Here is a 13,773-nt window from a genome sequence, read left to right as displayed (position 1 = left end):
CAAATAAGTGTGACGATTCATATTTTACGTTACTGTCCAAAACTATTACCTGTATATTCAAATAATATGTGCTATTCATGTTAAATTATGGTATTATTCTTAGAAGTTTATAACTTTTATTTATATTTTTTATTGATAAAGGTTTTCCGTATCTACTTATGAAAAAGGAATATATGTTTATTTAACTATTACGCATAACTGTAAGGAGGAAGAATATGACTAAAAAACTCAGTCTAGTTGAGATAGAGTACATTTGCAATATGTTTTTTCAATCTTTCGAAATTCCAGTTTGTTTTTTAGATTGTAACAAAAATATTCTTTTAGAATTTAAATCCAAAAATGATTCACATTCGTTATATACATCAAAAATAGAACAGTTACATATGCTTTTTCAGAGAAATGATACATATAATTCCCCCATCTTCAGAACTCACGAATATCTAGGGCACTTTATTTTAATTCACATAAAGAGCGATTATATGGTGAACGGTACTGTTATTATTGGGCCCTTGACACATGTAAATTTTTCTACAAGTAAAGCGGATAGTAACCTTAATTTTATTCCAAATTATAAAAGAACAAGAGACCATTATTTTTCATTGTCAGTCAAAGATCAAAATTTCTTTGTAAATATAGCGATATTGTTCTATAACATTCTCTATAAAAAAAATTCAGATGTAAGCACCTTTTCAAATAACAGTGACTCACTTCATATAAGTCATAGCAGCATCTTAAACGAAGATGTATATATTTCAATGCAAAAAGACGAATCGATTTATCATAATTTATATATAGAGCAGCAACTACTTAGTTCTATAGAAGACGGGGATAAAGAAACCGTCCTCAAATATTATTACGAATTCCAACAAGAGACTCTTTCATCTTTATCTTCATTCCATCAATTAAGACGTCATAAAAACATTTGTATTTCATCCATCACGCTCGCTACTAGATATGCGATAAAAGGGGGACTTCCATCTGGGATTGCTTACAAAATTTATGATTTACATATTCAAAGAACAGAAGATTTAAAAGACAAAGAATCTGTTTGGGATTTATTAAAAAATGCTTTTTGTACCTTTGCAGACCGTGTAAAGGCACAAAAAACACAGCAACATTCACAGACTATTGCTATTTGTAAAAACTACATTTTTAAAAATATTTACAATCCAATATCTGTTAAACAACTTGCTAAATTTGCAAATGTGAATTCAGATTATTTATCTATATTATTTAAAAAAGAAGTCGGTATTTCATTAATTGAGTACATTCAACGTGAACGAGTCGAAGAAGCAAAGAAATTATTAACTTTCACCACCTATCCCTTATCAGATATATGCGCTTCGCTTAATTTTAGCGATCAAAGTTATTTCACTAAAATTTTTAAAAAATTCACCAATGAAACACCTGGTAAATACCGAAAATCTCATGTTGTCATTTAGAGTGACACTTCCATTAAAACAAAGTGTTTTCAGTAACTTATCAATGGCAAATTAGAAGTACTCCTATATTCATGAGCTATAGGATTTATACTATTTTCAAATTAAAAAACACGTTACTATTCTTTTATTTTAATGAGAATAGTAACGTGTTTTATATGTAATATAGTTCTGTAGACAGAATAGTATCCAACTGCAAATTTTTATAAAAGCCAAATGTACCGCTTAACTATTAAAATCTTAATAAGTAAAAAATCCATATTTCGTTTTATTTACTTTCTACTTTATTTCTTTTGAATACTGAACTCTTTTCTTCAAACGAATGATCCCTACTATTATTTTTGTATCTTTCTAAATTTGCGAATCAAAGTGAGTACTGTACCTGCAATAATCATCAATATGCCGATTGCTGCACTGTTAGTTGTACTTACACCCGTCTTTGGCAGCTCCTTATATGTATATTCTTTTTTATCGGTATTACTGTTATTTGAGATATTATTGTTATTTGTCTTATTAGCAAGACCATTAGGTTTGCTAGTTTCTTTATCTTTCACTAATACTTTTTGTATCGTATTTACCTCATTACCCACGGAATCTCTTACACTATATATTATTTCATAAATACCGGCTTTATTTGTATCTATAGTTCCTTCATACGCTACTTTAGAAGTAAGGTCACCGTCTTCTTTGTCAGTAGCTGATACTCCTATCAACGGATCAAATTGATCACCCTCAGTAATTGAAGTTGTAGCAGGTACTTTTAGTATTGGTTTTTCATTTGTAACTTCTTCTCTAACTTTAACCGTTACAGCTTGTTTCGCCGTTACTTCATGACCTTTAGAATCTGTAACCGTGTACGTTAATACGTAAGTACCGACTTTAGATGTATCTACTCCACCAGCAATTTTTACTTTAGAAGTAAGATCGCCGTCTTCTTTATCAATAGCTTTTACTTTTATCATTGGATCGAATGAATCTCCTACATGAATTGTCGCTCCAACAGGCACTGTTAATTTAGGTTCTAAATCTAATATTTCTCCATTTCCCTCTACAATTACAGTCTGTGTAGCCGTTGTAGTTCTCCCTTGGGAATCAACGACCAAGTATTCCACAATGTATGTACCTGGTTTTGAAGTATCTACATCGCCTTTATGCTTTACTTTATTTGTTAAATCACCATCTTCTTTATCAACAGCTTTTACATTTCTCATTGGATCAAACGTATCACCTACACGTAGTGTAATCGTAAACGGCACAGTTAACTCTGGAGCTTGGTTTTCTGCTGTTTTTTCGTTTTCTTTCACTGTTCCGGTAATTTTTGCAGCATCAAAAGCATTTTGGACTGCTTGAACTTCAATTGAGCTCGTTCCATATTTATTAGTTGCCACTTTAAGGCATGCCAATTTCAATTCAGAGAAATTAGAAGTCATGTTTAATTCATCAGTATTTGCATAATAGAAAATATCAAACATTTTATCTTCACCAATACCATTTACATTTACACCGTTATGAGTACCACCTTGTGCAATTAAATACGCAACTTTATTAATAATACTTGAGTTAAAATGAACGCCTCCATAATCCTCTCCATTTAAATCATTATATTTACTATAATCATCGGGATACGGTAGTCCTTCTGAAAAATTAATTGCAGTTGGATTTTTCATATTACGAAAAGTCGATCCAGTTTGCTCTCCTATTGTCCAGTTAAATTCCCCATTATTTATGTATTTCTCTATAGCCGTTCCCATAATATCCGATAATGCCTCGTTAATTGCCCCAGATTCTCCTGAGAATTCAAGGTTAGATTCACTTGATGTAACTGCGTGTGTAAATTCATGACCGGCTATATCGAACGCTTTTACCATAGGATCTCCATATAAAAGCATACTGATGTTATTAATATTAGTACTAAATGCATTCTCCCAATTTTCAGGATCATTTGTTCCTCCAGAATCCCATGCATGTACAACTGAAACTACTTTTTTTCCTTTATTATCAAAACTATTACGATTATATTTTTCTTTATAAAAATCATATACCTTTGTTGCTAAGAAATGAGCGCTTACCGCCTTTGGATCATTAAATGTTGTTGAAGCGCTAGTTGCTAGTATGCCAGGATAATAACTTTCTTCATTTGTAATATCTCTATAATTTACATCATATGTCTCAATTCCTTGCCCTCTTGTGTAATCAGCAAGCGCATAATTCCCACTGGTCTGTTTAGAAATACCAAATGTACGAGTTACGCCTAAATCATCTTTTCCTGTTCCAGTTAATGATGTGAAATTGCTAGTTTTATTTTCCTTAACGGATTCAACATACTCTTCACTTATTTTCAAACTTGATTCTTGTACCATATCTTTTAACATATCGCCATTATGAGCATTCACTAAATAAGTTCCAGATACATAATTTGGTGTTGTAGCAGCAAATGTAACTTGATATGCATTGCTAGCCTGCCCATGATTTTCATCAACAAAAATAACCGCCTTAACTTCTGGTTCAGAAATAAATTTAATGTCGTTTCCGTACTTTTTATAAATATATTGTTTCGCTTCTTCTTTTGATAAATTAATAGGTTTCTTTAAATCTTCTTGTGTTAAATTTTGTGCGCTAGCTCCTGAAATGCTTTTAATAATACCTTTTTTATCTACGTGAGCAGTTAACTGGTGGCCATACACTTCTTTTCCTTCATATATTTGTTGCATGCGCACAAGTGTAGTTCCATCATAAGAACCACGTTTTTGAAGAACCTTGTAATCTACTCCTGTTTCTGCACTAACTTGTTTTGGAGACAAAGCATGCTCCGTATTTTCCTTAAGTGCATCTTTCACTACATTCTCTGGCGCCTTTTTTGATGGTTGTGTAAGATCACCTGTACGGAATGAATCCTCTTGAATTTCAACTTGCATTTGACCAGGTTCCTCTGCATGACCTACTCCATATGGTGTTACACTTGTTAAAACGAATCCTGTTGTTAATGCAACTATAGCTATTTCTTTTTTATTTCCCATGGTATTTACCTCGTATAAATTTCTATTATTTATATGAAACTGCTAAAATGTATACAATCTATTCCTAACATAAAAAGATGACTTTTGTAATCTACAAAAGCCACCTCTTCAATATATAATATCCCTAAAGTGTTTTTAATACATAATTTCTATAAAAAAAAGAAAAAAGCATTCATTAACGAGCATTTTGCAATACTTTTATTAGGTCATTTATATTTTCAACTTTCTGCTGAAACTGATCAAATCTGTTATGTAGCGATGAAGGATTTTTATCTTCAGTTGAAATAACTTGTTTTAATTCATTTTCTAATTTATCATACATATCAAAAAAATTATCAAATTCTACACTTACAAGCTCTTCATTTTCGCGATAGAATCTTTTTGCTTCTATATAAGTCATATATGATTTATTTAAAAATCCTAATGAAATTAAATATTTAGAAGTGTTTTCTTGATAAATAGCAATATCACATGCTATTTTAATATCAGAATAAGTCTTTTGAACGAGACAATGCAATTCAAAAATCTTAAACTTTAATCCATTATTCATTTCATCCCCTCCCATCGTATCTATTCTACATAAAATTAGAATATTATACAAAGAAAATTATTAGCATAAAATTGACAATTTAAAAAATAACTTAAGGATAAACAAAATCCCTCTCATTATAAATTATAGTTGCGGAGCATTTACCAACATAACAGCAAAATAAAAAACGAAAAGAATAAATCTTTCCGCTCTTAGAGTAATAAATACATTTCATATTGCGCTAAAGAATTCTTTTCAAATCCACATTTCTTTAAAAAACCCTCCAATAAATTATTGTTAGGAAACCCAATTGATAAACTTGATAAATGTAATTCTTCTCTTGCTACTTGTAATAATTTCATCCCAACACCAATATTTCTATAATCTTTGTCTACGAAAATAAAACTAATTTTACCTTGTTCATTTACACATAGAGAGCCTTTTAAGTCATTATCGACATATGCACCATAAAATACATTATTTGTTTGTTCGATATAATCAATATCATTTTGCCAATTTATATGGAAGTTTAACCATTTCTGAATTTCATCTTTAAAAGTTGGAAATTCTAATTGTTTTACTTCAATATCCTTACAAACTTTATTCTTTATTTTAGTCAAATCATTTAAATTATAATAAGAAAGATCGTACACTTTTTCATAGCCCAACTTATTATAAAAATGAATCGCTCGGTCGTTTCCTACAATGACTTCGAGAAAAAGTTGCTTACATCCATGTTGAATCGCCTCTTCTTTATGCAGTTCAAATAATTTTTGACTCACACCAATACCGCGGTAATTAGGATGAACCGCTAATGTTCCGCAGCGCATAGTCTTTATACTTTCATAATCCTTTATGCTACCTAGTATTACGCCAACTGATTTGTCACCGTCTAAAGCAAGAAAAGAATGTTCTAGCAAATTACCTTCTGGTCCCAAAAAACGTTGTATAAAATCCTCTTTTGAAACCTCCATCTTAATAATGTAATCTGAAAATCCATCTTTAAAAGCTTCATATACTAAATCAATATTTACTTCACTACACCTTTTATATTGAATCATATAAAATTGCCCTCCAACTGCTTATATTAAACTCAACGTGTACCCATATAATATATTCCATCTATTATAAATTTCAGCTCTTAATTTGAAATGAGCGGACATTTCCCTACATATAACTCACTATTGATTTGTTTTATAACAAACTATCTATTATTTACTACATTAACCTCATAAACACGTAAAAAAGCAATTAAATGCTCACATGCTCTTTCACATGCTAGCATTTTAAAGATTTTTTGTTCTTCTTTCGTTTTATCATTTGCTTGATCTGAAGCAGCTTTTAAACAGAGAAATGGTTTTTTATTTATTTGGCATACATAGGCGAAAGCTGCTACTTCTTGATCAACTGCCAATGCTCCATATACGGTATGGAGTAAATATCTCATTTCTGAACTACGAATACGTTGATCTCCTGATAAAAATGTGCCGAAATGTATCGGATCATACGATCGTATTTTTTTTATTCTTCTTACAAGTGATTTTGTTGTTTCAATAGGTGCTGTTCTACCGTTATATAAATTAAAAACATCTTCTCCTGAACCAGCAGCAGTAACATCATGTTGTATTGCGTTTAGTGCGACTACAATATGACCGTTTTTCACCTTGTTTGATAAACTTCCGCATATTCCTGTCATAAACAACTCATCTGGCTGAAACTCACTAATTAACAATTGTACACAACTAGCGCAGCTTACTTTACCGACACCAGTAACAACTGATATAATTTCCAGCTCATTAATAGTATGAAAATGAAATTCCCAAGCTGCTCTTTTTTCAACACGTTCACTTGGATAATGTTGATGCAAATACGTCAGTTCTGGTTCCCATGCAGAGACAATTGCAATACGTTTCATTACACGCTTCACTTCCCCTATTGTCATTTAAATGAGTTATCTATACTTTCTCATTCATAATCTAGAATCCATTCTTTATATTTCTTATATAAATCTCGTATTATTTCTTTATTCTTCGCAATTACTTCACATCCTCTATCATCATACATAAACATGACAATATCTTTCGTTGCATTTATGAGAAATACATTTGGATAAGAAATTTCTTTTTTTCGTCCAAATCGAGGATATAAATCAAAGAAATCCTCATGATTAGCAACTTGTATAAGCGATTCATATTTAATATGTTCCGCAAGGCATTTTAAAGAAAAATGATATGTACAATATAAATCTGCTTCTTCATCTTCAAATAAAAACGGTAACGTTTCTTATCTTATATGAAATCTTAAATCTCTTTTCTTAATATATTTATTGTATACATTTATTTTCTGTGGAGTTTTTATATTTTCCTTTTTAAATCTATAAACATTTGTCACTACAAACACTACATCTTCTTTTGAAAATATGTCTTCAAATAAGAATTTATTATATGTATATAGTTGAGAAAAGTATTCCGTATTTAAATTGTCGGTTCCTTCTACAATTTGATATTTATCTTTTCCAAAATCAAAATGCAAATGATTTTCCCACTAAGAATATAAGTAGGGTACTAATGTAACTCCTGGAAATGTTTGATTCATATATTCTTTTAATTGCATTTCCTTGTCCTTTCTACTGTACAATTCCTTTTAAATCCCAGTATGCTTCTTCTAGCCACGGATGTCTAACTTTCAATGTATCTTTCCTTTCCCACAAATATGAAATATATACAAAAGCTGCTTTTTCCAAAGATTTTTCCAATCCTTTTTTTATTTCTATTAAATATGGTGGTGTCCCTTTTTGATCCCATTCTATTTTATCTGCAACAAATAATACTAAATCCATCTTCGTTGCATGTTTACGCAACGTTGTGTGGCAACAAATTGCATTTAAAATCTCTTCATCTTCTACTTTAAATATTTCTTTTGCGATTACTCTCGATAGTTTTTGATGAATGATCATAGGAAACTTTCTTTCTGCTTCCACTATTTCTACACCAAATTCTTCAGCAACTGCAATCCGCTCCTCGTTCGGAAAAATGCCACTAATATCATGTAAATATCCTGCAATTGCTGCTTTTTCTTTATCTACGTGAAACTTTTCTGCAATCTTTTTTGCCTCATTTGCCACACGAATTGAATGTTTATATGTAAACTCTTTATTATATTTTAGTAGAAAAGCTTTAATATCATTTTCTATTTTTCCAGTTGGAGTAAATGAATATATATCATTACATAACATAGAAAATCCCCCTTATAACTACCTTTCATTATAATGTAGAATCTAAATATCTTTGTTATTTTATATTCGATATTAATCTTTTTACTCCTTTTTAATACGTTACATGAAATTTTATACAGAATCATCGCTACAAGTACATAAATGTTTGATATTATAGTAATGTTGATGATTTGTAAGGAAAGGAACTACACAATGAATAAAAACATATTAATTATTGATGATGATAAAGAAATTGTTGAATTACTTGCTGTTTATTTGCGAAATGAAGGCTATAACATTTATAAAGCTTATGATGGCGATGAAGCATTGCAAAAGGTTTCTACATATGAAGTTGACCTTATGATTTTGGATATTATGATGCCAAAGCGAAACGGTTTAGAAGTTTGTCAGGAAGTGCGTGAAAATAATACTGTACCAATTCTAATGCTTAGTGCAAAAGCAGAAGATATGGATAAAATATTAGGTCTTATGACAGGTGCCGATGATTATATGATCAAGCCATTCAATCCATTAGAATTAGTAGCAAGAGTGAAAGCTTTATTACGAAGATCATCTTTCCAAAACGCTACTTCGCAAAAGAATGAAGATGGTATTATTCGTATTCGCTCTGTTGAAATACACAAACATAATCATACTGTTAAAGTAAATGGAGAGTATATTAAACTAACCTCTATTGAATTCGATATTTTATATTTGCTTGCAAGTAATACAGGAAGAGTATTTAGTTCAGAAGAAATTTTTGAACGCGTTTGGAATGAAGATGGTTACGGTTCAAATAAGACTGTAATGGTCCATATTAGCAACTTACGGGATAAACTTGAAACAGTAATAAATGGAGAAAAATTTATTCACACTGTTTGGGGAGTTGGCTATAAAATTGAGAAATGAAGCATTTGATATATTAAAAGATATCCCTAAATGGAAACTTATTTTTTGGCTCTTATTAGCTATCACACTCACGCCTATTACTGAATTAATTATTTATCGCCTCGTTACGAGTGTAATTGAGAGTTCACTTACTCTAACTGAACTCGGTAAAGAATTCATTCGAATTTTTGGTTATGAAAAGTATAAAGGGATTAAAGAATCGTTATGGATGATGATTGTATCTTATTTGTTTTTATTTTCTATTTTTTCATCCTATCTTTACATTTTTTATCGTCACGAGAAAAAACTTTACTATGAAACTTGTATTAAAAAAATGATAGAAGAAATTCGTTATATTGCAAATGGAAACTTCAATCATAAAGTTTCTATTGTAAATCATAATTATCTAGAAGAATTAGCAATCGGGGTCAATGAAATTGTTGAACAATTAAAAGTCTCCATTGATGAAGAAAGACAAGCGGAACAAGCAAAAAGTGAACTTATTACAAATGTATCACATGACTTACGCACTCCCCTTACTTCTATAGTTGGATACGTAAATTTAATCCATCATGATAATTATAGAGATGAAGTAGAATTGCGATACTATATTCAAGTCATTTACGATAAAGTAACTCGTCTTAATGCATTAATGAATGACTTGTTCGAATATACACGTGTTCAAAATAAAGAGTTAAGCTTGTATTCTGTTCCTATTGACATAGTAGAGTTACTTGGACAATTAACTGTTCAATTCCGTATACAATTTCAAGAAACAAATATAGAATGTCGACCTTCTTTCCCATCTCAAAAGCTCATGGTATTAGCTGATGGTGAAAAATTAGTGCGTGTGTTTGAAAATCTTATTATAAACGCTATCGCTTATGGAAGCGAAGGTCGCTATATTGACCTTACTGCTTATGAAAGCAATAATATGATTACAATTGATATAACAAATTACGGACAACCTATTCCTAGTACGGATTTACCTCATATTTTTGAGCGTTTTTATCGCGTTGAGAAATCTCGCTCTACAAACACTGGTGGATCTGGACTTGGATTAGCTATTGCAAAAAGTATAGTCGAATTGCATAAAGGAACAATTGAAGTATATAGTGATGATGAAAAAACAACATTCACTGTAAAACTACTCCCATACAAATGTTAATATTATAAATAAAAAGTTCAATTTCTTATCATATAAGAAATTGAACTTTTTTCCATTAATACCCAAAATTTAATAATCCTTTATAATTCTTTAGAAATTCTTTACCTTTTCTTTCTTCCTAATTAAGCATTCCTTTTTACAATACTAGTATTGATGTCATAATAGGAGGATCGCTTATGCAATTCTTAAAGAAATTCGCTATTTTATTATTATCTTTTTTTATTACCGCACTTATCGTTTTATATTTTTATCTTTATGTAAATGGTCCGATTATTCAAGCTAAATCAGCTATTTTAATAAATGCTAATTCAGGTGAAATTGTTTATAAAAAAAATGAAGAAACTCCGGTACAATCAGCTGCTTTATCTAAATTAATGACAGAATATATCGTATTGGAGCAACTAAATGATAGAAAAATACAGTTAGATGACTTAGTACAAATAAGTAACGAAGTTTTCCGAGTAGAAACAAGCCCTATACAAGTAACATCGAATGATAAAACAACGGTTCGTGATTTACTTCATGCATTGCTACTGGCAGGGAATAATCGTTCTGCACTCGCTCTAGCAGAACACATTGCTGGAAATGAAGATAACTTTACAGTATTAATGAATAAAAAAGCAAAAGAACTAAAGTTATTACAACCATCTCCATTTCTAAACTCTACTGGAATTAATAATGATACAGATAAACAATCAACTACAACAGCGATAGACGCAGCTAAACTAGCAGCAAAATTAGTAAAAGATTTTCCAGATGTATTGAATATTACGAAACTAACCTCTTACCAATTTACCTTCAAAGATTCCCAGGTTTTCAATACGAATAAAATGATATATTCCCTTAATGAAAACATTAAACTTCAAGGTGTTGATGGCTTACAAACTAGTTTTTCAACTAACGGTAATTATAGTTTTGTTAGTACAGCAAAACTTGGAGATACTAGACTAATTTCAGTAATATTAGATGCAGATGAAGAAAACATTTCATTTATTGAAACAAAAAAGTTACTACAGTATGGTTTTGATCCTTCCTCGTACTCTGCACTCCAAGCTTTTAAAGACGCCCTTACATCTTGGACAATATTGCTTCAGTTTAAAAATTTAATTATACAAACTATAATGATTTTTTTAATCATTACCACCTTAATGTTTTTACATATACGTCAGAAAAAATCCGAGGATTTCAATTAAGAAATCTTCTTATATATAAAACCGACTTGCGCTTAAGATGCAAGTCGGTTTTTAATTCTATCATCCTCGTCCAATCAAATTTGCTGAAACAGATTGCAAGTTTAACTCCCTCGCCCATATAGATAGCTGACCAATATGATGAATTTCATATCCCATTACATGTCTTAAAACCTATGTTTTTCGAGGCATACATCCATCTCTGTTTCCTTTCGTTATGTTCTTTTGTTTGTATAAATGGGTTAATCTATTAATTCTATTAAATCCAACAATTTAACTATTACATTTTAAAGTTCTACTCATATACTATAGTAAATTACTAGAAAGGAGGTTTAACTATGGATAGTTGCGTTGTATTTGTAAACGGACAACCTTTTTTAGTTCTTTCAGTAGCTGGTATTGAAATTGCTAGATTAGAGATTTCCCTTCAAGTAGCATTAGCTCTAAGAGTGCTCGGGATACCAATCTGTGATTAATTACCAAATTAAAAGAAAAAGAGGGCATTAGCCCTCTTTTTTTATTTTCTTCTCACCTTTTCTTAACAACAAACAAAATTCAAATTTGATTAATTATAAAAAATTAAAGTATATGAACGTTACATGAAACACTTGTTAAGATAGCTGTCCCTCACACTATTTATTTCGCCGACGTTATATAATCAAAGCACACAATGATTAACTTTTTATACGGCTTATTTTAAGTGTGCTAGCATTCTATGCTAGATGATCATGACTGCAAAAAAACTTCAAGTTCTCGTTTATATAAATCAAATAACGCTTTCACTTTTTGAATCGATTGATAATCTTTAAATTGCGGTTTTCTATCTTCTTCTCCTTGAAGAGCACTAATCCAACTATACTCTACATCTACAATATGAAATAATGTTTCTAACATACCCCCAGTTTGCAAAGTAAATCTTCCTCTGAAAGTTGTTCACACCACTTAAACCAATTATCTCTTACTTGCCAATTATATTGAAATAAAGTGTACACATTTATCTCTCCCTTACTTCAATTATCCACCTAACAGCATCTGTTATATAATGTGGTTCATCTTTTTGAATATAATGACCACTTTGTTCTGCAATTATTAGTTTATTTTTGTTTGATAATCGTAATAATTCTTCTTGCAATTGTAACCATTTTATTTGTGCATCTTGCGAATAAAAAGCTTTTTTACCAGCAGCTAACACGACGAGTGGAATATCTCTCGTCAACTGACAATATTTATCTGCTTCACCCAGACTAAACATAAACTCTTCATAAGAACTTTCATGTACAAATTGTTTATAGTAAGCTTCTTGAAATTCTGGAGACATGATTGGCAAAAATGCTTCTTTATAATTTTCTGGTGTCGAATCAACCAAAACTATTCCCAACATATCTTCAGGATAAAAATCAGTAAATAAACGTGCATTTATACCACCAAAAGAATGTCCTACAAAAATATAAGGTGGCTTCAGTTGTAAAAGATTTAAGCATGTTCTCAAATCTTTTACCATTTCAGAACTAATACGTTTCTTGGAACTCTTCCCGCTTTTGCCTAATCCAGCCCGATCGTATGTAAGTATCGTACCATATTCCGTCAGTTCTTCAGCAGTTTGATTCCATGCCTTCGAATAATCACCATAACCTGATTCCAATATAATAACAGGCTGCTGCTTCTTTCCTTGGAATATTTTCGTATACATTTTAAAATCAGCAACTTGTATATATTCCTCTATACATTTAACCATTGACAATCACTTCTCTTCGGCCAAGTTCCTCTACAGCGTGATTAATTATTTCACTTACAGATAAAGAACCATCCAATATGATATCTGAATTCGGCTTAACAGTATGAATTGCCTCTAAATAAGCTTTTCTCGCATATGTCATGTAATGTTCCAAATCATTATGTATTTCATCTATTGTACCTTCCTTAAAATCTCGCAAAATCCTTCTAGCCATCGCAATATCTAAAGGCGTATCAATAAATATAGTTACATCAATGAATTTTCGCATCTCACTATTTAAGTATGCAAAAGGATAATCTACAATAATATAGTCTAAGGTATTATTTTGTATAAGTTGCTCAATATCATGAATTAATGGTGTTAATACCCACTCGTCGTAATTCGCCCCATCATCAATCCATTTACAAATATCAGCAGGAGATTTATCAAATGTGTAACTATCAAAATATAGAGCTTTTGAGTTTTTAAACTTATGCTTTAATCTTTCTGTAATTGTAGTTTTACCTCCCCCCGAAACAGCTGCAATTGAAATTATTTTTGTTTTATTATCCACTATATCCACCAAACCCCTTTGTTAACATAATATAATTATA

General features: G+C 30.7%; 12 protein-coding genes and 3 pseudogenes. 5 read left to right on the top strand and 10 right to left on the bottom strand.

The annotated features are described in order from the left end of the window. Window positions 1-215 precede the first annotated feature (215 nt). A complete protein-coding gene (locus NST27_RS12290; RefSeq protein WP_000162832.1) occupies window positions 216-1,442 on the top strand; it encodes an AraC family transcriptional regulator in 1,227 nt (408 codons plus the stop codon). Between the two features lie 332 nt (window positions 1,443-1,774). Here NST27_RS12290 and NST27_RS12285 read toward each other — a convergent pair whose 3' ends face one another. From NST27_RS12285 to yqeK, 6 genes and pseudogenes are all read right to left on the bottom strand, one after another. After that, window positions 1,775-4,456 (bottom strand): M4 family metallopeptidase, encoded by a 2,682-nt coding sequence (locus NST27_RS12285; protein WP_000527059.1) that lies wholly within the window; start codon window positions 4,454-4,456, stop codon window positions 1,775-1,777. A gap of 175 nt (window positions 4,457-4,631) precedes the next feature. Then, window positions 4,632-5,006, bottom strand: a complete 375-nt coding sequence (locus NST27_RS12280; protein WP_001059023.1) for a hypothetical protein — start codon at window positions 5,004-5,006, stop codon at window positions 4,632-4,634. Between the two features lie 191 nt (window positions 5,007-5,197). Continuing rightward, a complete protein-coding gene (locus NST27_RS12275) occupies window positions 5,198-6,046 on the bottom strand; it encodes a GNAT family N-acetyltransferase (RefSeq protein WP_047386149.1) in 849 nt (282 codons plus the stop codon). Between the two features lie 143 nt (window positions 6,047-6,189). Then, window positions 6,190-6,927, bottom strand: coding sequence for a 5'-methylthioadenosine/S-adenosylhomocysteine nucleosidase (gene mtnN / locus NST27_RS12270; RefSeq protein WP_001987381.1), 738 nt, complete (start codon window positions 6,925-6,927; stop codon window positions 6,190-6,192). 23 nt (window positions 6,928-6,950) lie between these two features. Then, window positions 6,951-7,598, bottom strand: a pseudogene (locus NST27_RS12265) (DUF3885 domain-containing protein). 13 nt (window positions 7,599-7,611) lie between these two features. Beyond that, entirely contained in the window at window positions 7,612-8,220 is a 609-nt protein-coding gene (gene yqeK / locus NST27_RS12260) for a bis(5'-nucleosyl)-tetraphosphatase (symmetrical) YqeK (RefSeq protein ID WP_000882445.1), read from the bottom strand. 192 nt (window positions 8,221-8,412) lie between these two features. Here yqeK and NST27_RS12255 point away from each other — a divergent pair, with 192 nt between their 5' ends. The 3 genes from NST27_RS12255 (at window position 8,413) to NST27_RS12245 (ending at window position 11,448) form a co-directional block, all read left to right on the top strand. After that, a complete protein-coding gene (locus tag NST27_RS12255) occupies window positions 8,413-9,108 on the top strand; it encodes a response regulator transcription factor (RefSeq protein WP_001038807.1) in 696 nt (231 codons plus the stop codon). Beyond that, the gene (locus NST27_RS12250; RefSeq protein ID WP_001243311.1) at window positions 9,098-10,255 is read left to right on the top strand and encodes a sensor histidine kinase; all 1,158 of its coding nucleotides are present in this window, start codon (window positions 9,098-9,100) and stop codon (window positions 10,253-10,255) included. The genes NST27_RS12255 and NST27_RS12250 overlap by 11 nt, the downstream gene beginning before the upstream one ends. A gap of 176 nt (window positions 10,256-10,431) precedes the next feature. After that, entirely contained in the window at window positions 10,432-11,448 is a 1,017-nt protein-coding gene (locus NST27_RS12245; protein WP_001160052.1) for a D-alanyl-D-alanine carboxypeptidase family protein, read from the top strand. A 60-nt stretch (window positions 11,449-11,508) separates the two neighbouring features. On the opposite strand, the pseudogene NST27_RS12240 reads toward NST27_RS12245, so the two are convergent. Further along, window positions 11,509-11,619: pseudogene (locus NST27_RS12240) on the bottom strand (DinB family protein); the annotation flags it as partial. 164 nt (window positions 11,620-11,783) lie between these two features. Here NST27_RS12240 and NST27_RS12235 point away from each other — a divergent pair. Beyond that, window positions 11,784-11,921: a DUF3956 domain-containing protein gene (locus NST27_RS12235; protein WP_000376554.1), complete on the top strand. Its 138-nt coding sequence runs from the start codon at window positions 11,784-11,786 to the stop codon at window positions 11,919-11,921. A gap of 256 nt (window positions 11,922-12,177) precedes the next feature. On the opposite strand, the pseudogene NST27_RS12230 reads toward NST27_RS12235, so the two are convergent. The 3 genes and pseudogenes from NST27_RS12230 to NST27_RS12220 form a co-directional block, all read right to left on the bottom strand. Then, window positions 12,178-12,437, bottom strand: a pseudogene (locus tag NST27_RS12230) (DinB family protein); the annotation flags it as partial. Window positions 12,438-12,439: 2 nt separating this feature from the next. Beyond that, entirely contained in the window at window positions 12,440-13,180 is a 741-nt protein-coding gene (locus NST27_RS12225) for an alpha/beta fold hydrolase (RefSeq protein WP_000237652.1), read from the bottom strand. Beyond that, complete coding sequence (locus NST27_RS12220) at window positions 13,173-13,733, bottom strand: AAA family ATPase (RefSeq protein WP_002061416.1); 561 nt, start codon at window positions 13,731-13,733, stop codon at window positions 13,173-13,175. The genes NST27_RS12225 and NST27_RS12220 overlap by 8 nt, the downstream gene beginning before the upstream one ends. Window positions 13,734-13,773 lie beyond the last annotated feature (40 nt).

It is taken from the genome of Bacillus sp. FSL W8-0770 (genome assembly GCF_038008705.1).
Classification (GTDB): Bacteria; Bacillota; Bacilli; order Bacillales; family Bacillaceae_G; genus Bacillus_A; species Bacillus_A cereus.
The sequence above is the reverse complement of the archived record's forward strand: the minus strand, read 5'-3'. Positions and strand labels throughout refer to the sequence as shown.